The following is a 23,134-nucleotide window of genomic DNA, read 5'->3' on the forward strand; positions in this document are numbered from 1 at the left end:
GATAGCCTCCATGTGGGCAGCAGTCTTTGCCGACGTTGGCGTCACGCTAATCGCCATCCTTAACGCAATGCGCACACAAGTATTAGGGTCAGGTCTTTAATCTTGAATTTTAATCTATAACAGGTTAATCTTGTTTCAAAGGGCGAAGTCTTGAGGGTGCTTAGGCAGTAAGTTTTAAACAAAATCCTGTTTTGGTTTGCAAGCTTAAGGCCCTGTCTTCAGAGTTTCGCTTAATACATCATCCCAAGCAGCCACATGGGAATCACGGCAGGCAGGGGGACGTCAAGGCCGTCTCTTACTACGAAGTCTGCGGCCTTGCCCGATTTGCTCTTGCCGCCGACTTCCAGGGTTGCGCCGTCGACGACAAAGTCGCAGATCCTTTCATCATCTGCTGCAAAGACGCTTCTACCTGCTTCTTCAAAGGAGCAGGCGACGAATGCCTCTCGCACGTTTGCCGAGTTTCCGTTTAAGACATAGTAGGTCGACGGGTCATAGAAAAAGAGCTTCGCTCCTCGAAGGTGAAGCTTGGAAGCCGCGCCTTTTCTTTTGATGACGCGAATAAGGCATATACGCGTCATTACTTCAATGAGATCGTATAGCTTTACCTTACCGACACCCCACTCGCGCGTTAGCGACTCCACGCTAATTACAGGAATTGGCGACATGGCAAGATGGCCAACTATTGCCTGCATGAGCCGAAGGTGGTTTTCTGCGATTTGTGGCGTCCAAAAGGGCACATCCGAGAACAACATTTTGTCCAGCACGTTTTTCAACCTCTCCGCGTAATGTCCCTCGAGGAAAAATGGTCGAAGCCCTTGGCGCAAATATTCCCCAAAGGCCGCCAGCGGGTTTATGGCATTTATTACGCCCTGGACCGAGGGCATGTCCGGGTTGAAGGGATCGATCACGGGAAAGAGGTGATCGTGTTTTATGGCGATGAATTCCCTGAACGAAAGAAGGGGAACCTTGATTTGAACGAACCTGCGCGATAGGTCGGAAACGCCACTTTCAAGCGATGCACTGCTGCTGTCGGTGGCCCAGATCCTTTTACCTGGGAAGGCGTCGTAAAGCGCCTTTAGGTGTACGGCCCATTCGCGGGCGTAATGCACCTCGTCTATGATAACACCGTCGTAGCCGGCTCCGAAGGCCGCCTCGCATATATCCCACAGCTTAAAGGGCGCCACCAAGGGATTGTCTGCGGGGATGTAAAGCATTTCCTTCGACCTTGACAGCGTTAACGTCGTCTTTCCCACGCCCCTGGGGCCCAGCACAAGCAACCCCCTGGCCGACAGGTCAAGGGCGTCGAAATACGGTCGCAAACGCTTCGGCAAGTTTAAAACGAGGCGGGCCTGTATTTCTTGCAGCTTTGATAGCAACTCTTGCAAGGTCATGATATTCTCCTTTTCGTTCTGTCGTAGAACGATTTTATCATATATTCGTTCTTTTGCAAAACGATATATGCTATATATCTTAAAATACGTTTTTCAAGAGAACTAAGTTAGTAGGGTTTAATGACCCTGTGGCCTATGCCCTCAGTACGCGTTCAATAAACTTTCTATGCGCATTTCGTTTTGGTATTTAAATGGAATAATGCCCATAGAATGTAAGGTGATCATTCTATTTAGTTAAACTGCTATATTGAAATTCAAAACTAAAGACCCGACCCTGAGATTTCCCCCCCAACTATATCCCCTCCTAGCTTGACCGATATAGCCGCATAGTATAGACTTTTACTAAAATTTCTTTGTGTTGCCTTTAGATCTTATAACAAAAGGGGTGATTTAACTATGAAACGCCTGATATCCTTTATCTCGGTCTTATGCATTCTTTTAAGTTTGTCTTCTCCATCCTTTGCTGCGGTGGAGATCAAAATTGGCCATGTGCTTACAACAGATAGCGCATGGCACGTTAACCTCGAAGGCTTTGCCAAAGAAGTTGCTGAAAAGACAGAGGGACGAGTTATCTTTAAAATTTATCCTGGGTCTCAATTGGGTAACGAGAAAGACCTCATCGAGGGGCTTATGCTTCAGACGATTGACGGGGGATTGATTGGCGGGGGCTCCTTCCAGTCCATAGATCCGAGGTTTGGCGTTGAAGCCCTTCCTTACGCTTGGAAGGACCACCAGACCGCTTACAAGGCTATGGACGGTGAGATAGGCAAGTTCCTTCTCGGCATCCTTGAATCTAAAGGCATAAAGGGAATTTCTTGGTGGGAGAACGGATTTAGGCATATCACCAATAACAAAAGGCCCATCGTCGTCCCCAAGGATATGGAAGGTTTGAAAATTCGCGTTACGCCCGATAAGATGCGGCTTGACACCTTTAAAGCGCTCGGAGCATCTCCGATTCCAATCAACTTCGGAGAGCTATATACTGCTCTGCAGCAGGGAGTAGTGGATGCTCAGGAAAATCCGCTCGGTATTATATATGCCAATGCCTTTTACGAAGTTCAAAAATACCTATCCTTAAGCGGACATACCTGGGGTTCAGCTCTGCTATGTTTCAATTCGTCAGCTTGGAAGCGGATCCCAGATAGGGATAAGCCTGTCGTAGAAGCTATTGCTAATAAATGGCGAGATCGAGAGCGTCAGCAGATAATAAATGAGGAAAGCGACATGCTTGCAAAGCTAAAAGAAAAGGGAATGAAAGTTAACGAAGTTGACAAGGAAGCATTCAGAGCTGCGGTACAACCCGTGTGGAAGGATTATGAGTCGGTATTTGGCAAGGATTTAATGGAGCTCGTGAGAAAATATGGCAAGTAAACTGATTGACCGATTTTTTAGGGCAATAGATTGCTTGCTTTCTATTGCCCTTTTCGTGATTTTTGCCGAAGTGATCGTTGAGGTAAGCGCGCGTTACATCTTTTCGGTACCCATCCCTTGGGGTGCTGAGCTGTCTCAGACATTGCTCGTGTGGATAACGTTTCTTGGATCTGCAGTAGCAATGCGACATGGCGAGCATATGGCAATTCGTCTCGTCCTCGACTTTTTGCCTTGGCCTTTTTTAAGAAAGGGATTGGAGGTAATTGGAAACCTTTTCTTGATCGCATTCCTTATCGTGGGAATATGGTCTGGATGCCTTGTCGTTACAAGGACATGGGGACTTAGGACTACGACGCTTCAAATTCCTGCTGGCATACTTTACCTTGCGCTTCCTGTCGGATGTTTATTCATGGTCATTGGCCTATGGCAGTTTTTTATTGCTAATCGTCATAATGCAAACGAAAGGGTGCAATAAACTATGTTGATCCTACTTGCCGTGCTCTTTGTTGCTTTGATAGCCGGAATCCCTGTCGCTTTCTCAATTGCTATTTCCAGTGCAGCATATCTAATCTTGTTTTCTGGCGTTCCTTTATTGGCAATCGCTCAGAGAATGGTGGTCGGAGTGGATTCCTTTACTCTTCTTGCAATCCCCCTCTTTCTTTTGGCCGGCGAGTTGATGGCCCGAGGGGACATAACGCCTCGAATAGTTAAGTTTACTGCGACCCTTGTTGGGCACATACCTGGCGGCATGGCCATGGTCATGGCGATATCTTGCATGTTTTTTGGCGCAATTTCAGGTTCAGGGGTTGCCGATGTGGTCGCAATAGGTTCTATCCTTCTTCCGGCCATGAATGAACAGGGCTATAAAAAGCCTTTTAGCGCAACATTACTGGGGTGTTCTGGTGCGCTAGCTACAATTATACCTCCGAGCATCGTAATGGTCGTCATTGGTGTGACGACAGGGGCTTCCATTGGAAAGTTGTTCCTGGGCGGATTCATCCCGGGCATTATGGCCGGGGTGGGTTTTATGATTATTTCATACATATATGCAATTAAAGAAAAATATCCCCGGATGGAAAGGGCGAGCTGGAAAGAACGATGGATAGCCTTTAAGATGGCTTTATTGCCACTTCTTGCGCCTGCCATCATATTGGGCGGAATCTTGCTTGGGATCTTCACCGCTACCGAAGCCGGCGGCATAGCTGCTTTATATGCATTGATTCTAGCTATCTTCGTTTATAAAAAAGTCTCCCTTTCGGAGCTTTTTGAGATTGGCATTTCGGTTGTGAGAACAAGCGCAGTTATTCTTTTTATCATATCCGCTGCAAACCTCTTCGGGTGGGTAGTAGCCGCAGAGGATATCCCTCAGAAAGTAGCAACGTTCATGCTTTCGATTAGCGAAAACTACTGGGTCATATTGATACTCTTCAACATTCTTTTGCTTTTGCTTGGAATGTTCATGGAGACTATAGCCATAATTATAATAGTCCTGCCCATATTTCTGCCCATATTTAACATGCTAGGTGTTGACCTGATACATTTAGGCTTAATGGTATGCGTGAACCTTGCTATTGGGGCAAACACCCCTCCCCTCGGCGTCGATTTAATTGCCGCTTGCAGGATATCGGGCGTGAGATATGAAAGCACATTTAGATACCTTACGCCATTTTTGGGAGTGATGGTCCTAGTTTTAGCACTTATAACGGCTTTTCCGCAACTGGTACTATTGATACCTAATATCCTAATAAATTAGATGGGTGCGTTGTAAAAGTTAAATTTCACTGGGGCTTTAAGGACATTGGCAAGTTGTCAGTAGTTAAATTAGCTTGAAAACCTTTAAGCCCCAGTTTATTACTTAAGGATTTATCTTAACTAAGTTTAAATAATTTATTGTGCTTTCGATGCAAAGCAAAACCTAATAATTAAAATTCAAAACTAAAAATCTCGTATATTAAAACTTGCAGACCTGCAAATAAGAGAGAGTGAATGTGGAGGAGTAAGCGTCTCGTGTCTGCCCATGTGCGAGTGGTAAGCGATTGAAACACCGAAGGTTTTTGGCAATAAGTATATCCTGGAAAATGGGCAGGTCGATAAAGACGAGGTGGGATACTTTAACAGGGACGGTTACAAAGAGACCAACGGCTACACCTACGACGACTACGATACGACCGTTACTGAAGGTATAATAGGCGTGAGGTTTAAGGGAGAGTTCGTCTCCAAGGACGGCTCCAGGTTTTCTCCCTACATGAGACTTTCCTACGTAAACGTCCTTTCGGGAGACGACGTCACCATAGACGAGATACGGTACGGCAATAAAAGCTTGTTCACCGAAAAATTTGACGACGACTACTTCGCTGCAGACCTTGGGATGACCCTTTACACGGCAGGAAACTTCGACATGTCCTTGAACTACAACGGAAGGTTTGGAGACGACAGCGACTCCCACGGCAGCTGGCTGAGGCTTGAGTGGAAGCAGTAACATGAACCGGGACGCTTAAGAAACCGTTTCACCATTGAAGCCGAATTTAAAACCTATACTCGGGGAGGGCGGGCTTTTGCCTTCCCCGAGCTTTTTCTGGTCCAACCTAGTAAAAGCTGTTTTCGTACAGCAACAGTTACCTGACCTCGTAGTACCGCGCTTTAAACCTTTGTCTAAAACGGAGGAGCTGTCAAGGCATCCCGGGATAGCCAGCTTCTGTCGCTTACCACCAAGTCGATATCCTTTGTAGCATAACCGCCTAAGGTGTAAAATTCCAGGGCAACTCCGCCGACCAAAATTGGCCTTATGCCTTCGGGCTCAAGATCTTCCGTCAGCACGGCAATCACTCCCAGAGCTTTGCGAAGTGGATCATTTTCTTTCTTTAAAGCATTAAGAATATCCTTTATTCCTTCGTCCATTTCATGCGATACCTCCGCGGGCCAAGCTTTTCGATCTCCCCGCTGGCCAAAGCCTTCTGCCAACGGTTATAGTCCAGCAAAAATAAAACGACGTTTTCTTCCGGATCACGTGCCTTGCCTAAGCGTAGCGGCTTGCCTCTGTGGGCATCGCTTGCTACATGCAACTGCAGGGACTGCTTTCGCATTTTTTCTATATACTCATCATAGTTTAATTTCCTCGTTATTTTTAACGCCCTCCCCAAAAGTTAATGCTTCCTTATTTGCTTTTGACGGATGTCCAGCCTTAATTTTTCTACGAAGTGTAATCCCTCTGTTTGTTTTAGTTGCACGTGTCAAATCCCATATGAAATTTAAGCTGGTTGCTTCTTTTATTTTATTATAACTCGAAACCAAGGAAACACATTCTCTATATTAATATAGCAGAAAAGTATGTTATTGTATTGCACCATAGCATATCGTTAAGATGACATGCCGTAAACATAAAATTCAAAACTAAAGACCCGACCCTGAAATTTCTAAAGACCCGACCCTAAAGTTTTTATCTTAAAATTACCTCACCAGCCTCGCGCCCAGCTCATAAGCACGCTTGCAGTCTTCGGGGAATGCCTCTTCGTGGCGCTTCCTTTTGGCAACGGGGTCAAAGCGCCTGGCAGCGTACTTGGAGTAGTCGTCGAACTGCAGCGTGTCGTAACACATAAGCGACTCACAAGACCCGAAAAACCTCTCAAGAAGCGCTGCGTTGTCACGAAACATTCGGCCGTAGCCCATCTGTCTTGCGAGTTCCTCCGTCACGTTCATCGTGTAGACCCATGCAGTGCGGACCTTTTTAGGCTGCCGAACCGCGGCGTCGGGCTCGTAGATGGGAAATTGGAAAAAGAGCCTTTCCATGAAGGACCTCATCTCTCCCGTGACGTCTCCAAAGTAAATGGGAGATCCCAAGATCAGGGCATCAACGGTTCGTATCTCCTCTAAAAGGGGAGCTAAATCGTCATTTATGGCACACTTTCCAAAGCTTTTCCCGCCTTTAAGCTTGCAGGCAAAGCAGCTTATGCAGCCCTTGTAATCTAGGTCATAAAGGTGCACCAGCTTTGTCTCGGCTCCTGCAGACTCGGCCCCTTTAAGGGCATGTTTAAGCAAAGTTGCGGTGTTCCACTTTTTTCTTGGGCTTCCGTTTATGGCGATGACTTTCATTTTATGTACCTCCCATTCATGATTGAACGTGACAAAAGTATTATAGCACCGCCTAAACCGGGCCCTTTTTACCGATGCCCTGTGTCGTCATAAAGTTTATAATAATTACAAAATTAAGACCGGAGCGTCAAACATGAATGACGAAACAAGCGGCGTTACCGCCGTAATCCTTGCCGGGGGCAGGGGAAAAAGGGTCGGCCAAAACAAGGCATTGCTAAAGATAGGCGACGTCTATCTGCTTGAGATAGTCCTTAAAAATATCAGGGCAATCTTTGACGACGTACTGCTTGTCGTCTCTTCGATTGACTACGATTACCTCATGTCCCGGCACTTTTCTTTTTTGTCTTGTTACTGTACGGACGTCATCGTCGACCCCATCTCCAACCAGGGCCCTCTTCTTGGCCTCATCCAGGGCTTGACTAGGTCCGACAACGAATGGACGTTTCTTTTAGGCTGTGACATGCCATTTGTTAACGGATCCCTGGTGAGACTGATTTACCAAAAAAGGACAAATACCTCCCGGGCGATCGTCCCTCGACTGCATGGCTTTCTTGAGCCGCTTCATGCCTTTTATCACCGCTCTTGCCTGCCTGCCGCAGAAAGCGCCTTCAGGCAGGGAAAAAGAAAGATCAAGGACTTTTATCCGCTCATCGATCTATGTGCCATCGAGGAAATCGAGATGAGCTTATTAAAGAACTATAAATTGTCGTTTTTTAACATAAATACAGCAGAAGATCTACAAAAGGCAGAAAGCTTACAAATTATGGCCAAAAGACTGCAACGGCAGGTCTCACGGTGAGGCGTCCGCGCAAAAAAGCCTTAAATCAGCGCGCGGCATGTTGTCGTCTTGAAATGTCCCCTTGGATTTTGCCTAAAACCTGAGGGGCGTTGGCAGACGTACATCCTTGCGCCTGCCATAAACGGCAGGGGGTACTGGCAGGTATACATCTCATAAATCCGGCAAAGGCTTGATGCGGTCTTGGATTAAATCTTGCTTGACAGAACATGGCGATAATATAATATATAAAGTGGATGAATGTGAGCACAAAACAATGAGGGGGTGAAAGGGGCAACTGAATTAAGTTGCTATGGATGTTTAGTTGATAAAATCATAAACGAGGAGGGTGAAGGGTTCCATGGCTAATATGATTGAAAAGATGGTTAATGAGGCAATTGAGGCTACGAAGTCTGTGTTTCTTGTAATAAAGGAAAAACGCGGTGGTCAGTTCAAGCTGGAGGACTGCAAACCCTACGTTGACGCCGTCAACAAGATGACCGTTGGAGAGGGCCAGTGCAAGACCGTCATCGACCTTCACGTTCAGTCGGTCAACGCCCATTACGAGATTTTAAAGGGCATGACGGACTACATCCGGCCGGAGGACGATCCCTTCGTAGAGCATTTCCAAACCCCGCCCATTCTCGAAATACTGTATGAGGAAGATCCCGAGTTCAAGAAATCGATGGAGAAGTTCATCGACGCCATCGCCAAAAACAGGGCCCTGATCGGCCGTGAGGCGGCCCGCAGATACGGCGGGATGTACGGCCCGACCTGCGTTGTCGACTTTGCCATGTCCGTCGGCTCGGTCCCGAACGTCGTCAACAAGATCTTAGTCGATCTCGACATTCCCGAGAAGCACAAAAAGACGATACTCGCCTGCAAGTCCTGGGGCATGAACACCTCCTACGGCTTTGGCGCCGCCTTTAGGGCTGCCATAGAGTCCGGCAAGTCTGCCGCCGAGGCCGAAGAGGCCGAGGTAAAGCAGTTCCAGTTCATATATAAAGAGCCCGTAGAGGCACAGGCAAGGCTCATGGAGACCCACAACCTCGGCGGACACGGCCCCTACAGCTCCTTTGACGTCAGAAAATACATGGCCCAATACAAGGAATGGATGCGTCCTTATGTGGTGGCTGCGCTAAAGGCCGGCGTGCATCCGGCAAACATCACCGCCGTTCCCGCCTACTGCGTGGGTGACATCGGACACCACATCTCGCAGTCTGCCTACAATATGTTCAAGAGCGACATGGTCTTCGGCATCTACGACGCAGTGATGCAGGTGTTCGAGAACACCATGAGAAAGGCCCTGAAGGAAGGCGCCTTCAAGAGCGAGTGGGATGTCCTGACCGTCGCGACGGGCGCGCCCGCCTGCGCCGTGGCTTATATCCTCTGGCTTGACAGCTTCACCGTCCCCATGGTCATAGACCTACTCACCAAGCGCTTCTACAACTACTGCGCCATGAACCCCAAGAGAGGAGAGGCCGACGAGCTTCACAACGTAGACTTCATGGACGTCATAGCCCGCGGAGAGGAGATCTTGGACATCAGCCCTCTGGGAGCCGGCGGAAAGATCAAGGGGATAGAGATAGACCTTTCGCCCATCGACAAGCACGAGATAGTGAGCAACCCGCAGCGCTACACCTATCCCGCGTGCGCCATCACCCAGAGGTTTGCCGCCCTCATGGCGCTGGCAGATTTTCCGTGCTACCTGACGCCTGAGTGCACCACCGCCACCTTGATGACCAACATCATCGCAAAGAACCCCGGTATGCCCGGAGCTCCCGTCAGGGCCTGCAAGGGCTGCGCCGTGACGAAGCTCATCAAACGCAACGTTCCCTACGTCAAGGGAGAGGGCGCGGGTCCCTGCGGATATTGCGAATGGTATAGAGCTGTATAATTAAACTTTAGTCGCAAAAGAGGGGGGTTGGAGCATATCCGATCCCCCTTCATTGTATAAAGGGGGTAAGTGACTTGAAAAAGATCCTGCTTCAACTTGACTGCGATCCGTTAGCAAGCGTATTTGATGCCGTTACCGCCTATGACGCCGGAGCGGACGTCGTCCTGCAGTACGGCAACGTGACGACAGAAAATGTCGTAGATCTGGTATACGGCGTGATGTTCACCCGAGGCGGTGATAAATTAAAATACAGCGCCATCTTCATAGGCGGCTCAAACGTCAGCAGGGCATCGGAGATCCTTGACGTCGTAAAAAAGACGTTTTTTGGAAACGTGAGAAATTCGGTCATGTTCGACCCAAGCGGCTGCAACACCACTGCAGCAGCTGCGGTGGCCAAGATGACGAAGGCCTGCGACGTGAAGGGCCAAAAGGTGGTCGTCCTGGCGGGCACGGGTCCCGTCGGGCAGCGCGCGGCTGCCATGTTTGCCATGGAAGGGGCAAAGGTGGTGGTCACCTCAAGGAAACTCGAGAAGGCCCAAGCGGCAGCCGAGGAGATAAAGGCCACGTTCGGCCTGGAAGTTCAGCCCTTCGCTGCCTTTGATGACGAAAGCACGACCGAGGCCCTAAAAGGAGCGGTGGCCGCCCTTTGTACCGGAGCGCCCGGGGTAACGCTCATTCGCGAGCCCCTCTGGAAGGCCAATCCTTCCCTTAAAGTGCTCGGGGACGTGAACGCCGTGCCGCCCATGGGCGTGGAGGGCATGAAGTCGTCTTACAACGGCGAGGTCATAGAGGGAAAGGTCATGTTCGGCTCCATGGGCATCGGCGGCCTAAAGATGAGGGTGCACAGAACCTGCATCGAGCGGCTCTTTGAAAGAAACGACGCCCTATTTGACGCTCAAAGCATTCTTGAGATAGCCAAGGAGCTATCCTGATTTTGAGGATACTTCTCGTAGGCGTAAGCACCAGGGCCTTGGCCGAGTCCGCCTTAAGGGCAAGCTTTGATGCGGTCGCTGTCGACTACTTCGGTGATCTTGACCAAAGTCGCCTGATACCTTCGTTGGCCGTAGGGCGGGACTTCGGCCTTCCCTTCGACGAAGCTTCCATATGCAAGGTTTGCTCGCTTCTTGACTACGACGGGGTCATCTACACGGGAGGGGCCGATATAAAGCCTGCACTAATCGATCTAATCTCAAAGGACAAGGTGCTTTTCGGCAACGACTCAAAGGTCTTGCGTGACGTGAGAGACCCCATATTGTTGCGCGAGGCCTGCAGGCTGGGTGAAATTGAATTTCCCGTGACGCTTGTTTCAAGTGAGGCTAAAGCTTTAGACAAAGAAAGCAAGTGGCTCGTAAAGCCCATTTACGGCGGAAGCGGGTTTGGAATAGGCTTTTACGAAGGCGGCGAAGTGGGCGAGGATTTTTACGTGCAGCAGTTCGTCAGCGGCCTTCCCGCATCGGCGTCCTTTTTGTCGGATGGCAGGACATGTCAGCTGCTTGGCATGACAAGACAGATCATAGGAGACGAATCCCTTGGAGGAAGCGGCTTTAAGTGGTGCGGCAACGTCTATCCCCTTTTTTCGACTAATGCCAATTTTGTTGATATAATGAACAAAATATCGGGCTGGGGAACTGCTTTGACCGGCCATTTTGGCCTTAAGGGCCTTTTTGGCATAGATTTTGTGATAGACGAAGGAGGCAGCCCCTTTCTGGTGGAGATAAACCCGCGCTACAGCGCCTCCATGGAGCTGATCGAGCACGACTTAAACGTGTCTTTCACGTCCCTTCACGTGTCGGCCTGTCTGGGTAAAATGGCAAAGTTTGCCGTCCAAAGCACGCAGGGCTTCACGGCCAAGGGCATAGTTTACGCCAAAGATGACGTAGTCACGCCCGATACGTCGAAGTGGCTGGGGCTGCACAGCGATGTTCCCTTTCCGAACGAGCACGTAGCCAAGGGCTTTCCAATTTGCACCGTATTTGGAAGGGGCCAAACGCAGGATGACTGCATTGCCGACCTTTATAGGAAGGCAAACGAGGTATATCGAGAGTTAAAGGAAGAGGCATACCATGAGCGATGAATCTTTTAGCGCGGTTTGTACGCTGGTAACGGGGCGCACCCTTGAGCAGGCCAAGGGGATGCACATCGGCAAGACGGAGGAGGAATACAGGAAAGCAGTTGACAAGGCCTTTCTGTCGCCTGAGGTTTTAAGCAAGCTGTCCTTAAATGAAGGCGACGAAGTAATGCTTAAGACGCGCTGCGGCAAGGTGCGAGTCAGGGTATATGCAGATGCGGGGTTGCCCGAGGATGTGGTCTTCGTTCCCATGGGGCCGACGGCGAATACGCTCGTAGGCTCTGACACCGAAGGAAGCGGGATGCCCTCATTCAAGGGCCTGCAGGTGGAGGTCGTTAGATCATGACGGTCGAAAGAAACGTCGTATGCACCTTCTGCGGGTGTTTGTGCGACGATATAAATTTAACCATAGAGGACGATCGCATCGTCAAGGTGGAAAAAGCCTGCGGCAACGGCAGGGGCTTGTTTGAAGGCTACAACCCCGATCCTATAATGCCAAAGGTTATGGGAAGGGATACGTCGTTTCAGGAGGCGGTGAAGGAAGCTTCAAGGATCTTAAGGTCCGCCAGGTATCCCTTGATCTACGGCCTGTCTTCCACGTCGTCCGAGGCACAGCGCATGACCGTGCAGCTGGCCGAACTGATCGGGGCATCCATCGATTCGACATCGTCGGTCTGTCACGGCCCCACGGGCCTTGCCATGCAGGCGGTAGGGGAACCTACCTGTACCTTGGGCGAGATAAAAAACAGGGCCGACCTCCTGGTCTTTTGGGGATGCAACCCCCTTGTGACCCACAGCCGTCATTTCGCCCGGTATTCGGCCATGCCAAAGGGGCGTTTCATCCCCGAGGGCAGGCGCGACCGCAAGGTCGTCGTCGTGGACGTGCGCCGCAGCGAGACGGCCAAGTCGGCCGATATGTACTTGCAGATCAAGCAGGGATGCGACTTCGAGGTGCTCCTTGCCCTAAAGGCCTTAATAATGGGACGCACCCTGGACGCCGTCGAGGTGGGCGGGATACCCGCAGAGGTGCTGCAGCAGCTTGCAGTTGAAATGAAATCCTGCCGGTACGGGGTGATATTTTTCGGCATGGGGCTTACCATGACAAATGGCAGGGACTTAAACGTGCGTGGCGTTTTGTCGCTGGTGAGGGAGTTAAACGACCACACCAGGTTTTCTGCACTGCCCATGAGGGGCCACGGAAACGTGACGGGAGCAGACCAGGTCATGTCCTGGCTTTGCGGGTATCCATTTGCCGTCAACTACTCAAGGGGCTACCCCAGATACGGCCCGGGCGAGTATACGGCCGTCGACTTGCTCTGCAGCGGCGAGGCCGACTGCATGCTCGTGATAGCCTCAGACCCGGCGGCTCACTTTCCCGCCCCTGCGGTAAAGCACATGGAAACTATCCCCGTCATAGCCATAGATCCCGCAGAAAGCCTGACGGCAGCCGGGGCGTCCGTTTATTTTCCGACGGCCATGTACGGCATCGACTGCGAGGGCACGGCCTACAGGATGGATGGCGTAGCCCTGCGCCTAAAGGCCCCCTTAAAGAGAAAGAGGCCGAGCGACGAGGAAGTCTTGCAAGCCTTGATTGAAGGTGTGAAGTCATGTTGATCATAAAAGGCGGCCAAGTTTACGACCCGATCAACGGCGTAAACGGCGACGTAAAGGACATTTACATAGAAGGCGGTAAAGTGGCAAACCCTCCCGAGCGCATCCCCGATGACGCAACAGTCATAGATGCTCGAGGCATGATCGTCATGCCAGGCGGCGTAGACATGCACGCCCACATCGCCGGTTCCAAGGTAAATACGGGCCGCAAGCTCTGCCCTGAGGATCACTACGAACACTTTAGGATCGCCGAGAAGGGATTGCGGTCGGGCGCAGGCTCTAGAGTTCCTACGACCTTTTTGACGGCCTACAGGTACGTGGAGATGGGCTATACCACCGTTGTGGAGGCAGCGTCAGCTCCTCTCGTGACGCGACATACCCATGAAGAGCTTATGGACATGCCCCTGCTTGACAAGGCCATACTGATCACCATGGGCAACAACGAAATCCTCATGGACATGATCTCTCAAGACAAGCTTGACGAGGCCAAAGACGTCATGGCATGGCTCCTTAACTCCACAGGAGGCTACGGCGTCAAGGTCGTAAACCCCGGCGGAGTGGAAAACTGGAAGTGGGGCGGAAACGTCCAAAGCTGGGACGACGAGGTCAAGTATTTCGGCTTAACCTCAAGAAAGCTGCTTGACGCCTTGGTCCAGTCGGCAGACAGCTTAAAGCTTCCTCACTCCGTTCACCTTCACGGATTAAACCTTGGGGTCCCGGGAAACGTCGAGACGACGGTAGAGGTTATAAAAGACGTCCAAGGCAGGCTTCATCTGTGCCACCTGCAGTTTTTAAGCTACGGCAAGGACAAAAAGGGGCGCATGTACAGCGGCGCAAGCGCCGTCATGGAGGCCTTCAACGAACATTCAAACGTCACCATGGATGTAGGCCAGATCATATTCGGCAACGCCGTCACGATGACCTCGGACGGCCCGCTTGAGTACAGGATTCAGAAGATGACGGGACATAAGTGGTGCAACGACGACGTGGAATGCGAGACGGGCGGAGGCATTGTCCCCATGGAGTATAAGATTAAGTCCGTCGCCTCGGCAGTGCAGTGGATAACGGGGATGGAGCTTTTTTTGCTCGCCAAGGACCCCTGGAGGGTTGCGCTGACGACCGACCATCCCAACGCAGGGCCATTTTTTTGCTACCCACAGGTCATAAGGCTTTTGATGGACAAGGACTACAGGAATCATTTCATCGGCCTGCTTCCTCCAAAGGCCCTCAAGAGATCGGTGATAAAGGACTTAGACAGGGAATACAGCTTATATGAGATCGCCATAATCACGAGGGCTGCTCCTGCCAAAATATTGGGCTTGAAGGAAAAGGGACATTTGGGAGTTGGCGCCGACGGAGACGTGGCCATATACGATCCTCGAAACTACGGCCACAGGAGATGTATCTGCAACTTCAGGGAGTGCCGCCGCGCCCTCGACTTTCCGGCCTGGGTCATAAAGGGCGGAGATGTCGTCGTAAAAGACGGCACGCTTTTGAAGGAGTTTTCGGGCCGCGTATACAGGGTCGTCCCCGAGTTTGACAGCTCCATAGAGGAAAAGATAAGGGAAGATTTCGAAAAATATTACACCCTTTCTTTCGAAAACTATCCCGTCCAGGAAGAGTACCTGAAAGGCTCAAAGGAGGTGGCCTGCTCATGAGCAATGAAGATCACATCGCCTACATATTGCTTGGCGCTAACCTGGGAGACAGGCAGAGCAACATCCTGCAGGCGCTGCAGTACATCCAGGCCAGGGCAAATATCGAAAAGGTCTCTTCGTTTTATGAAACGAAGCCCTTGGACGACTCAGACCAGCCCGAGTACCTCAACATGGCCTGCCGGATACGGACGACCGACGGCCCAAGGGAGCTGCTTGAGTTCCTGAAATGGGTCGAAAGGCGAATGGGCCGTACCTCCCTTGAAAAAAACGCCCCGAGGCCCATTGACATAGATTTGCTAATGTACGACGACATGATCGCGGATGAAAGCGATTTGCGCCTTCCCCATCCCGGGATGCTTGAGAGGGCCTTTACGCTCATTCCGCTGGCCGAGATAGCCCCAGACTACATACATCCGACCGCGAAAAAGGCCCTTGGCGAGCTGGCGGGACAGCTTGATTCCTCCTCGGTAAAAAAGGTCGAAAGGAGCCTGAAATTTAAGCTTGAAAGCGACATCCAGGGAGGGCGTCCATCCATAAACGTGAGCCTGTCTCGGGTAGGCATCACCGACTTAAAGCGCGTGATAAGGCTAGGGGTCAAGGGAAAGGCTGCGCTTTTTTACGCGACGCTTGATTTCTTTGCCTACCTTGATCCCTTCAAGGCGGGCGTTCACATGTCGAGGTTCACTGACGTGCTCGAGGGCATGATAGAAGAAATTTCGCTCGAGCCTTCCCCCGACATAGAAAGCCTTGCCGAAAGGCTGGCCCTGCAGGTCGTGCGATCCCAAAGGGCAAAGAAGGCCGAGGTGTGGATAAAGGCGCGCTATCCCATGGAAAGGGTCACACCCATATCGGCGAAAAAGACAGAGGAGCTCTATACCTTCGTGGGAATCGCCTCAACCGACGGACAAAGGTCTCGACGCATCATCGGGGTGGAAGCGGAGGGCATGACGGCCTGTCCCTGCGCACAGGACATGATGAGCTCTCATGCAAGGATGCTCCTTCAGGAGGCGGGCTACGACCCAAACGAGGCTGCCAAGATCGTGAGCTTGATTCCCATGCCCACCCACAACCAACGGGCAAGGGGCACGCTTTTGGTGGGATCCGATATGTCGGTTAGGGCGGAACACCTGGTGCATATAATAGAGGCTTCCATGAGCTCGGAGACCTACGAGCTGCTGAAGAGGCCCGACGAGTTCTTCGTGGTCAACAAGGCGCATCAAAACGCGAGGTTCGCCGAGGACGTGGTAAGGCAGATGCTCTTTAACTTGGTCGAGGTTTATCCGGACCTTCCGAATGAGTCCTTCGTGCTTGCCAGGGAAGAAAGCCTTGAAAGCATACACCGTCACAACGCCTTCGCCGAAAGAAGCGGACTGCTTGGCGACATCAGGGCGGAAATTCGCGGGCAGGCCGAAAGCCATCGGCCGAACATCACCATGGAAGAATGGCTGAGCCTGTAGATGTCTAAGACCCTGTTTGTGACGGGCAAGCTCGCCCGCGAGGCCTTGCAGAACATATTAAAAAAGATTGAGCTGCCATTTTCGCATGATGTGGCAGTGCTCCCCATTTCTGTAGCGGCGCTCATGAACGTAACGTGGGTGGCGTCCAAGTTGACGGATTTAAAGGGAGCAGACACGGTGATCCTGCCCGGCTTATGCCAGGGAGACGAAGAGCTTCTGTCCAAGGCTTTAGGCGTCAAGGTAATAAAGGGGCCCAAGGACCTAAAGGACCTTCCGGGATTTTTCGGCCTTGCAGCACACCAGACCAGGGTCGGCCCAAACGTTCAGATACTGGCCGAGATCGTAGACGCCCACAGGTTGAGCTTGGAGGAGATCGCAGAGAAGGCTGCAGGCTACAAGGCAAAGGGGGCCTCGATCATCGACCTGGGTGGCCCCGTCAGGGGCGCAATCCCAAATGTCAGCGAGATCGTTACGATGCTAAAGGGCCTTGGATACAGGGTGAGCCTCGATACCTTTGACGAGGAAACGGCCTTAAAGGCCAACGAAGCGGGTATCGACCTTTACTTGAGCGTCAACGGCTCAAACATGGACCTTGCGGACAAGATGTCATGTCCCGTCGTCGTAATACCCGACTTTGAGGACAAAAGCATCGATTCGCTGGTAAGAAACGTGACAAGGTTAAAGGAGATGGGTAAGCGCTACATCGCAGATCCTGTCCTTGACCCGCTGCCCTTTGGGCTTTCAAGGTCCATACACCGCTTCGTTGAGTACAGGAGTCGTTTTCCGGAAGACGAGATGCTAATGGGCACGGGAAACCTTACGGAGCTTACCGAGGCCGACTCAACGGGCATAAACGCCCTGCTTTTGGGGATATGCAGCGAGCTAAACGTCAATTACGTGCTCACGACGGAAGTGGTAAGCTGGGCGCGGGGGGCGGTTCGCGAAGCTTACATAGCAAGCGCGCTGAACGAAAGCGCCAAGCAGTCGGGAATGTTACCCAAGGGCTTCGGGTTTGGCCTGGTTACGGTAAGGGACATGCCCTTTGAAAGCTACAGCGAAGAGGAGATAGTAAACATACACAGACATGTGACGGACAAAAACTTTAGGATCTTCGTGATAGGCGACTGCATATACATATTTAACAATTCGGTATTTTTAAGGGGCAAAGATGCAGGCGAGCTTTTCGGTGAGCTGAACGTCACGGACCCCGGACATGCCTTCTACCTGGGCCGCGAGCTCGAAAGGGCTTCACTGGCCGCCAAGCTGGGGAAAAAATACGTGCAGGAGCGCCCCCTAAACTGGGGCTATCTGTCGAGCGATGATATATGAGGTCATAGTTTCAACCTTAAACTCCGAGGGCTTGCCAAACTGGGCTCCCATGGGCTTGATCGAGCAGCAGGGCAGCTACTTTTTGCACGTCTTTAAGGGCAGCCATACCTACGAGAACCTAATGTCACGGGGAGAATTTGTGGCAAACGCAACGGACGACATCTTGGCCTTTTGCCTAAGTGCATTGGGCGAACCCGTATTTAACTGCATTCCCGCCCTAAGGGTGTCAGGTTTTGTATACGTCGAGGCCTGCTCGTGGATGGAGTTTGAGGCCGTCGCAACTGAAGAAGACGATCTTGCCGGGCGATTTAGCTGCCGCCTCCTTTACAGCGACGTAAGGCGTTCGTATAGGGGCTATAATAGGGCTAAAGGGTCGATCATGGAACTTTTGATAGCGGCGACGCGATATCGGCTTTACGACCGCCAATTTTTTAACGGGCTTATATCGAACGCCAAGGCTTTAGTCGAAAGGACGGGCGGAGAGAGGGAAGCGCAAGCCCTCGCATTTGTGGAAGGCTATCTTGAGGAGGTATTCGATGAAGGTCGTTCACGTTGAGGCCGGCGCCAGGCTGCACTTTGGCTTTCTTGACTTAAACGGAAGCCTTGGAAGGATGTTTGGCGGGATCGGTATGGGTATAGACGAACCCAAGGTTTCCCTTGACGTCTGCAGGAGCGACACCCTGCAGGCTAAAGGGCCTGACTTTGAGAGGGCGCTTGAGTATGCTCAAAGGTTTTTGGACCACTTCGACATCAAGGATAGAGCTTTCATAAATATCGCCTCTGCCGTGCCTTCACACGTGGGGCTCGGCTCGGGCACCCGCATGGCATTGGCCGTGGGCAAGGCCTTGGCCGTCCTTTTTGACATTGACCTGTGGATAAAGGAGCTTGCCGTTGTCATGGGCAGAAGCAGGCGGTCAAGCGTCGGTGCGGTGACCTTTGAAAGAGGCGGCTTCGTCCTGGACGGGGGTCACAAAAAGGGACCGAAAGGCGACTTTCCGCCCTTGCTCTTTCACGCCCTGCTTCCGACGGAGTGGACCTTCGTTGTTGCCGTACCGATGTCGCTTAAAGGGGCAAGCGGACCGGAGGAAGAGGAAAAATTTAAGGCCTTGAGCATACACGAGGAGCTTTCGTCAAAGGTGTGCAGGTTGACCTTGATGAAGTTGCTGCCCTCCATCGTCGAGCGGGATGTAGCCGCCTTTGGAGAGGCCATAACGGAGATTCAGGATTTGGTGGGAAGCTGTTTTTCTTCCCTTCAGGGAGGCAAGTTTCATTCGGCCCTGTCTCAAAGGATCGCCTGCCTGATGAAGGGCGAAGGCGCCTTAGGCATAGGACAAAGCTCGTGGGGGCCTGCCGTCTACGGCATCACGGCCGACCCGGCGAAAGCGCAAGCCGTCTGCGGCAGGTTAAAGGACAGATTTGGCGAAGAAACGCTGATCTTTACGGCATCCTGTGCCCAGGGCGGGGCAAACGTCTGCGTTAGAGAGGACTGATCTTATTTGATCTATAACGGCGTTGAAATAGAAGACACTTACGCTGAGGCCTTTTCCATGTGGGGAAGCCGAATAGTCGTCACGGCGGATACACGGGAGTGGGTCATGACTGCAGCTGCCTCCGCCACGGGGTTTGCCACTTCCGTGATAGGCTGCGGATGCGAGGCCGGCGTAGAATCCGAGCTCGACGAGTCTCAAACCCCCGACGGCAGGCCCGGGGCAAGCATCCTCATCTTCGGCGTTTCAAGGTCTGGCCTGGAATCTCAGCTCATCTCAAGGATTGGGCAGTCCATAATGACGTGTCCTACTACGGCCTGCTATAACGGCTTAGATGACGGCGAGCAGGTAGACGTCGGCGGAAAGCTTAAGTTCTTCGGGGATTCATATCAGTCAAGCAAGATGCTCGGCAATAGGCGATTTTGGAGGATACCCGTCATGGACGGGGAATTTCTGGTGGAGCAGAAGTTTTGCATAAAAAAGGGCGTCGGCGGGGGAAACTTGCTGATCATTTCAAAGGACGTCAAAAGCGGCCTCGAGGCTGCCCAAAGGGCGGTAGGCGCAATGAAAAAGGTCCCTGGCGCCATAATGCCATTTCCCGGCGGGGTCGTTCGAAGCGGAAGCAAGGTTGGCTCAACCTACCGCTTTCTCAGCGCCTCTACCAACACCCCCTATTGTCCCACGCTGAAAAGGCTAGTTAAGACGTCGCTACCCGAGAAGGCCAACGCCGTATACGAGATAGTCATCGACGGCTTAGACGAGCGCTCCGTCAGGGACGCCATGGGACGCGGGCTTTTGGCTGCTTGTTCCTGCGATATTTTGTCGGTGACGGCGGGAAACTACGGCGGAAACCTGGGACAGTACAAGTTTCACCTGCTTGAAATTTTAAAGAACATGTGATGGGTGGTCGATCATGAAAAGCTTAAGGTTTTTGAGGAAAGTATCTATAAGGGTCCGCATGTGCCTGTTTTTGGCGACAATGCTGGCCCTTGAGTGCGCGGTTGGGTTCATGCACTATAATGCAGTAAAGTCATTTGACGTCCCGATGATGCTTTTGGCCCTGTGCGTTCTCGTCACGCTTATCGGGGGGCTTGCCGTGACGGCATCCATCACCGCTCCCATAAACGAATTTCGGGCTTTCATGAAAAAGCTAAAGGAGACGTTGGACTTTACGCTTGAATACGATGTATGGTCCGACGACGAGATGGCCGAGGTCGGAAAGGTCACCTACCAATTTTTGGATCACGTACAGGAGCTGATCGGCTTCATATCAAAATCATCGGCCGAGGTGGAAGGCCTCTCAAAGACCGTGCTTTCCATGGCCAACAAGGACGACAGCGTGGCCGGCCGGTTGCTTGATGAGATCACCGAGCTGTCGAAGATGATGGAAAGGTTTGCCTCCGACATGAGCTCCCTTAACGCGGGCGTTCAGGAGGTGGCTTCGGGAAATCAGATCGCAGCGACAAGGACCATGGACATCGCCAAGGAGATAGCGGATGCGTCCAAGTCCGCCGAAGAGGGCTTAGTGGTCATAGGCCAGATGAGCGAGAGGATAAACAGGGCAGCCGAGGAATCCCTTCAAAGCATCGCTACCGTAAACGAGCTGGCGCAAAAGATCGAGGACATCAATCAGCTTTTGGAGAACATCTCGAGAATAGCCACGAGGACGAACATGCTGGCCTTGAACGCCGGCATCGAGGCAGCCAGGGCCGGAGCCGGCGGCAAGGGATTTGCCGTGGTGGCCGAGGAGATAAGGAAATTGGCTTATGAATCAAGCGACGTTGCAAGCAACGTATCCCGCCAAATGGGAGATATGTCTCTGAAGCTTCAAAGCGTGATAAATTCGGTAAGGGCCGGCTCAAGCACCTCCGCCGACGCAAACCAAAGGGCTAAGGCGACGATGGAGACGATAAGCGCCATCCTGCAAAGCCTAAAAAATATTTCCTCGGCTGCAAACGATTTATCAGCAGTTTCCGAGGAACAGGCCGCGTCATCGGAGGAGATATCGGCCACCCTGCAAAGCATTTCGACCGAGGTGGAGAGGATAAAGGGCTTCGTAATCGAAGCAGAAAAGGCCATGTCACAACTTGCCGACTCGGCATCGGATTTAAGCGACAGGGCAAGAAATATGGAGGAACTGGCCCTATCCCTTAAGAACTTAGTGGGCAGGTTCAAGCTGTGGCAGGGGGATAAATTGCAAAACGTATAGCACAAAACATCGGGGTGAAGCTCATGCAAAGTTGTGCCTTATGTACCTTGGCAAGGACCGTTTCGGGCAGCAAAGGGATTACCTTGAGATTAAAGGCAAGCGGAACGATTCCCGTAGAAGTTGACGGGATATTGCCCGAGACGGTGTTGGGCCTAAGCGTCAATGAAATTTGCGCTTTAAAGATACATGCGGGAAAAGATGTCGTGGAGCTTGGCGAGGTCTTTGACGTCACCGTGGACGGCAACGAGGCGCTCGTCTTTGAAGGCGACTTAAGGCATGTAAAACACATAGGTGAAAACATGACCTGGGGGCTTGTGATAGTCAACGGAGACGCGGGCATGCATCTGGCCCAGCACATGAAGGGCGGCACGCTGGTCGTAAACGGCAACCTTGAGCCGCGCTGCTGCTGTGAGATGTCGGGCGGCACAGTGATCGTAAACGGCAACGCCAAGGCGATGCTTGGCTCTCCTCTTCCCGGAAACAACAAGGGAATGAGGGGAGGGCTTATCGCCGTGTTCGGCTCGGTGGGAAGCAGGGCGGGGGAGGGCATGAGAAGGGGCCTTATAGCCGTTTCCGGCGATGCCGGAGACTTTGCAGGCGCAAACATGATAGCGGGGACCATGGTCGTGTTCGGCAAGATGGGGCTTAACGCCGGCGGAGGCATGAAGAGGGGAAGCATCGTATCCTTGGGCGGCACCGAAAGGGTCCTTCCAACGTTTCTTTATAGCTGCCTTTACACGCCCGTTTATTTAAAGCTTTATCTTAAATTTTTGAGCGATCTGGGCTTTGCCGTCACAAAGGAAATGTTAAACGGGCCTTACAGGAGGTATGCAGGCGACATGTCTGCACTTGGGAAAGGGGAGATATTGATCCTTGATAAACCTTAACGAATCGGCCTTTAAGCGCGTCAAAGAAATGATCGACAGGTCTGACGAAGTGGGCGTATCCGCATTTAAGGCAGGCTGTGGGGCCACCATCGTGGACGCAGGCATAAATTCAAGGGGTTCCTATGAGGCGGGCAGGCTTTTTGCCGAGGCCTGCCTGGGGGGATTGGGAAGCGTGAGCTTTGCCGTTGACCTTGAGCTTTCCGTCCCATCCGTCGTCGTAAAGGTCGCCAATCCTTCCGTTGCCTGCCTGGCTTCGCAGTACGCCGGTTGGGCGCTCAAGGGCGAGGGCTTTTATGCCTTGGGCTCCGGCCCTGCAAGGTTGCTTTACGGTAATGAACCTCTTTATGCAACGCTTGGCTACAGAGAAACGTCGTCCGTGGCGGTTCTTGCCATTGAATCTTCCAAATTTCCCCCAGACAGCCTGCTTGAGACGGTAGCAGCCAGCTGCAAGGTGGATATTAGCAACCTTTACGTGCTGATAGCGCCCACCAATTCCCTGGCAGGCAGCATTCAGATAGTATCAAGGGTCGTTGAAACCGCACTGCACAAGCTCTTTGAGCTGGGCTACGACGTCTCTAAGGTCTTGCACGGGTTTGGCACGTGTCCCATTCCTCCCTTGCCGGAGGATTTCATGACGGCCATGGGCTGGACCAACGACGCGGTCTTATATGGGGGAAAGGTATGGATCACCCTGCATGACGAAGGCCTTTCGATAGACCCGCTCACCGAAAAACTTCCATCCTCATCATCGGGTGACTACGGCCTGCCCTTTTTGGACCTCTTTAAAAGATACAACTACGACTTCTATCAGGTAGACCCGATGCTTTTTAGCCCCGCCGTCGTGACGATTAACAACCTGGCGACCGGCCACCTTTCTTCTGTAGGAAGGGAAAACGCGGAGCTTC

23 protein-coding genes are annotated in these 23,134 nt (G+C 51.9%); 19 read left to right on the forward strand and 4 right to left on the reverse strand.

Going from position 1 to position 23,134, the window contains the following annotated elements; genetic code table 11:
- Positions 1-230: 230 nt before the first annotated feature.
- Positions 231-1,391: an ATP-binding protein gene (locus Q7P41_RS04770; RefSeq protein WP_303882561.1), complete on the reverse strand. Its 1,161-nt coding sequence runs from the start codon at positions 1,389-1,391 to the stop codon at positions 231-233.
- A gap of 396 nt (positions 1,392-1,787) precedes the next feature.
- Between Q7P41_RS04770 and dctP the strand changes: the two genes are divergently transcribed.
- The 4 genes from dctP to Q7P41_RS04790 all read left to right on the forward strand — a co-directional run bounded on the left by dctP (position 1,788) and on the right by Q7P41_RS04790 (position 5,241).
- Positions 1,788-2,762: a TRAP transporter substrate-binding protein DctP gene (dctP, locus tag Q7P41_RS04775; protein WP_303882562.1), complete on the forward strand. Its 975-nt coding sequence runs from the start codon at positions 1,788-1,790 to the stop codon at positions 2,760-2,762.
- On the forward strand, positions 2,752-3,237 hold the full coding sequence (locus Q7P41_RS04780; protein WP_303882564.1) for a TRAP transporter small permease: 486 nt from the start codon (positions 2,752-2,754) through the stop codon (positions 3,235-3,237). The genes dctP and Q7P41_RS04780 overlap by 11 nt, the downstream gene beginning before the upstream one ends.
- Positions 3,238-3,240: 3 nt before the next feature.
- Positions 3,241-4,515, forward strand: a complete 1,275-nt coding sequence (locus Q7P41_RS04785; protein ID WP_014807011.1) for a TRAP transporter large permease — start codon at positions 3,241-3,243, stop codon at positions 4,513-4,515.
- A gap of 348 nt (positions 4,516-4,863) precedes the next feature.
- Positions 4,864-5,241: an autotransporter outer membrane beta-barrel domain-containing protein gene (locus Q7P41_RS04790; protein ID WP_303882567.1), complete on the forward strand. Its 378-nt coding sequence runs from the start codon at positions 4,864-4,866 to the stop codon at positions 5,239-5,241.
- A 173-nt stretch (positions 5,242-5,414) separates the two neighbouring features.
- Here Q7P41_RS04790 and Q7P41_RS04795 read toward each other — a convergent pair whose 3' ends face one another.
- From Q7P41_RS04795 to Q7P41_RS04805, 3 genes are all read right to left on the reverse strand, one after another.
- On the reverse strand, positions 5,415-5,660 hold the full coding sequence (locus Q7P41_RS04795; RefSeq protein ID WP_303882570.1) for a hypothetical protein: 246 nt from the start codon (positions 5,658-5,660) through the stop codon (positions 5,415-5,417).
- Positions 5,645-5,902, reverse strand: coding sequence for a hypothetical protein (locus Q7P41_RS04800; RefSeq protein ID WP_014807005.1), 258 nt, complete (start codon positions 5,900-5,902; stop codon positions 5,645-5,647). Before Q7P41_RS04800 ends, Q7P41_RS04795 begins: the two co-directional genes overlap by 16 nt.
- A 307-nt stretch (positions 5,903-6,209) precedes the next feature.
- Positions 6,210-6,851 (reverse strand): flavodoxin family protein, encoded by a 642-nt coding sequence (locus Q7P41_RS04805; protein ID WP_303882572.1) that lies wholly within the window; start codon positions 6,849-6,851, stop codon positions 6,210-6,212.
- A gap of 133 nt (positions 6,852-6,984) precedes the next feature.
- Here Q7P41_RS04805 and Q7P41_RS04810 point away from each other — a divergent pair, with 133 nt between their 5' ends.
- The 15 genes from Q7P41_RS04810 to mch all read left to right on the forward strand — a co-directional run.
- Positions 6,985-7,650, forward strand: a complete 666-nt coding sequence (locus tag Q7P41_RS04810) for a molybdenum cofactor guanylyltransferase (RefSeq protein ID WP_303882573.1) — start codon at positions 6,985-6,987, stop codon at positions 7,648-7,650.
- Between the two features lie 337 nt (positions 7,651-7,987).
- Positions 7,988-9,523 (forward strand): DUF2193 domain-containing protein, encoded by a 1,536-nt coding sequence (locus tag Q7P41_RS04815; RefSeq protein ID WP_303882575.1) that lies wholly within the window; start codon positions 7,988-7,990, stop codon positions 9,521-9,523.
- Positions 9,524-9,597: 74 nt separating this feature from the next.
- Positions 9,598-10,455, forward strand: a complete 858-nt coding sequence (locus Q7P41_RS04820) for an NADP-dependent methylenetetrahydromethanopterin/methylenetetrahydrofolate dehydrogenase (RefSeq protein WP_074200092.1) — start codon at positions 9,598-9,600, stop codon at positions 10,453-10,455.
- A 2-nt stretch (positions 10,456-10,457) separates the two neighbouring features.
- Complete coding sequence (locus tag Q7P41_RS04825; protein WP_074200093.1) at positions 10,458-11,597, forward strand: ATP-grasp domain-containing protein; 1,140 nt, start codon at positions 10,458-10,460, stop codon at positions 11,595-11,597.
- Entirely contained in the window at positions 11,587-11,937 is a 351-nt protein-coding gene (locus Q7P41_RS04830) for a molybdopterin dinucleotide binding domain-containing protein (RefSeq protein ID WP_074200094.1), read from the forward strand. The genes Q7P41_RS04825 and Q7P41_RS04830 overlap by 11 nt, the downstream gene beginning before the upstream one ends.
- Positions 11,934-13,205 carry a formylmethanofuran dehydrogenase subunit B gene (locus Q7P41_RS04835; RefSeq protein ID WP_303882580.1) on the forward strand — a complete coding sequence of 424 codons (1,272 nt, stop codon included), beginning with the start codon at positions 11,934-11,936 and terminating at the stop codon, positions 13,203-13,205. Before Q7P41_RS04830 ends, Q7P41_RS04835 begins: the two co-directional genes overlap by 4 nt.
- Entirely contained in the window at positions 13,199-14,860 is a 1,662-nt protein-coding gene (locus tag Q7P41_RS04840) for a formylmethanofuran dehydrogenase subunit A (RefSeq protein ID WP_303882581.1), read from the forward strand. The genes Q7P41_RS04835 and Q7P41_RS04840 overlap by 7 nt, the downstream gene beginning before the upstream one ends.
- Positions 14,857-16,317, forward strand: a complete 1,461-nt coding sequence (gene mptA / locus Q7P41_RS04845; protein ID WP_303882584.1) for a GTP cyclohydrolase MptA — start codon at positions 14,857-14,859, stop codon at positions 16,315-16,317. The genes Q7P41_RS04840 and mptA overlap by 4 nt, the downstream gene beginning before the upstream one ends.
- Positions 16,318-17,646: a DUF6513 domain-containing protein gene (locus Q7P41_RS04850; protein ID WP_303882586.1), complete on the forward strand. Its 1,329-nt coding sequence runs from the start codon at positions 16,318-16,320 to the stop codon at positions 17,644-17,646.
- Complete coding sequence (locus tag Q7P41_RS04855; RefSeq protein WP_303882589.1) at positions 17,636-18,202, forward strand: DUF447 domain-containing protein; 567 nt, start codon at positions 17,636-17,638, stop codon at positions 18,200-18,202. The genes Q7P41_RS04850 and Q7P41_RS04855 overlap by 11 nt, the downstream gene beginning before the upstream one ends.
- Positions 18,183-19,136 (forward strand): beta-ribofuranosylaminobenzene 5'-phosphate synthase family protein, encoded by a 954-nt coding sequence (locus tag Q7P41_RS04860; RefSeq protein WP_303882591.1) that lies wholly within the window; start codon positions 18,183-18,185, stop codon positions 19,134-19,136. Before Q7P41_RS04855 ends, Q7P41_RS04860 begins: the two co-directional genes overlap by 20 nt.
- 6 nt (positions 19,137-19,142) lie before the next feature.
- Complete coding sequence (gene fhcD, locus Q7P41_RS04865) at positions 19,143-20,033, forward strand: formylmethanofuran--tetrahydromethanopterin N-formyltransferase (RefSeq protein WP_303882595.1); 891 nt, start codon at positions 19,143-19,145, stop codon at positions 20,031-20,033.
- A 13-nt stretch (positions 20,034-20,046) separates the two neighbouring features.
- Positions 20,047-21,342 (forward strand): methyl-accepting chemotaxis protein, encoded by a 1,296-nt coding sequence (locus Q7P41_RS04870; protein ID WP_303882597.1) that lies wholly within the window; start codon positions 20,047-20,049, stop codon positions 21,340-21,342.
- Positions 21,343-21,365: 23 nt separating this feature from the next.
- Entirely contained in the window at positions 21,366-22,229 is an 864-nt protein-coding gene (locus tag Q7P41_RS04875) for a formylmethanofuran dehydrogenase subunit C (RefSeq protein ID WP_303882599.1), read from the forward strand.
- Positions 22,216-23,134, forward strand: a 919-nt coding sequence (gene mch / locus Q7P41_RS04880; RefSeq protein WP_303882601.1) for a methenyltetrahydromethanopterin cyclohydrolase, incomplete at its 3' end; no start/stop codon positions are given. The genes Q7P41_RS04875 and mch, both read left to right, overlap by 14 nt.

The sequence above is a fragment of the Acetomicrobium mobile genome (assembly GCF_937920065.1).

Bases quoted from the DNA above. Each gene is read 5' to 3' on its own strand.
- Q7P41_RS04870 (WP_303882597.1), top strand. From the start codon at position 20,047: ATGAAAAGCTTAAGGTTTTTGAGGAAAGTATCTATAAGGGTCCGCATG.
- Q7P41_RS04785 (WP_014807011.1), top strand. From the start codon at position 3,241: ATGTTGATCCTACTTGCCGTGCTCTTTGTTGCTTTGATAGCCGGAATC.
- Q7P41_RS04810 (WP_303882573.1), top strand. From the start codon at position 6,985: ATGAATGACGAAACAAGCGGCGTTACCGCCGTAATCCTTGCCGGGGGC.
- Q7P41_RS04840 (WP_303882581.1), top strand. From the start codon at position 13,199: ATGTTGATCATAAAAGGCGGCCAAGTTTACGACCCGATCAACGGCGTA.
- Q7P41_RS04860 (WP_303882591.1), top strand. From the start codon at position 18,183: ATGAAGGTCGTTCACGTTGAGGCCGGCGCCAGGCTGCACTTTGGCTTT.
- Q7P41_RS04805 (WP_303882572.1), bottom strand. From the start codon at position 6,851: ATGAAAGTCATCGCCATAAACGGAAGCCCAAGAAAAAAGTGGAACACC.
- mptA (WP_303882584.1), top strand. From the start codon at position 14,857: ATGAGCAATGAAGATCACATCGCCTACATATTGCTTGGCGCTAACCTG.
- Q7P41_RS04795 (WP_303882570.1), bottom strand. From the start codon at position 5,660: ATGGACGAAGGAATAAAGGATATTCTTAATGCTTTAAAGAAAGAAAAT.
- Q7P41_RS04830 (WP_074200094.1), top strand. From the start codon at position 11,587: ATGAGCGATGAATCTTTTAGCGCGGTTTGTACGCTGGTAACGGGGCGC.
- Q7P41_RS04855 (WP_303882589.1), top strand. From the start codon at position 17,636: ATGATATATGAGGTCATAGTTTCAACCTTAAACTCCGAGGGCTTGCCA.
- Q7P41_RS04835 (WP_303882580.1), top strand. From the start codon at position 11,934: ATGACGGTCGAAAGAAACGTCGTATGCACCTTCTGCGGGTGTTTGTGC.
- Q7P41_RS04850 (WP_303882586.1), top strand. From the start codon at position 16,318: ATGTCTAAGACCCTGTTTGTGACGGGCAAGCTCGCCCGCGAGGCCTTG.
- Q7P41_RS04815 (WP_303882575.1), top strand. From the start codon at position 7,988: ATGGCTAATATGATTGAAAAGATGGTTAATGAGGCAATTGAGGCTACG.
- Q7P41_RS04780 (WP_303882564.1), top strand. From the start codon at position 2,752: ATGGCAAGTAAACTGATTGACCGATTTTTTAGGGCAATAGATTGCTTG.
- dctP (WP_303882562.1), top strand. From the start codon at position 1,788: ATGAAACGCCTGATATCCTTTATCTCGGTCTTATGCATTCTTTTAAGT.
- Q7P41_RS04770 (WP_303882561.1), bottom strand. From the start codon at position 1,391: ATGACCTTGCAAGAGTTGCTATCAAAGCTGCAAGAAATACAGGCCCGC.
- Q7P41_RS04875 (WP_303882599.1), top strand. From the start codon at position 21,366: ATGCAAAGTTGTGCCTTATGTACCTTGGCAAGGACCGTTTCGGGCAGC.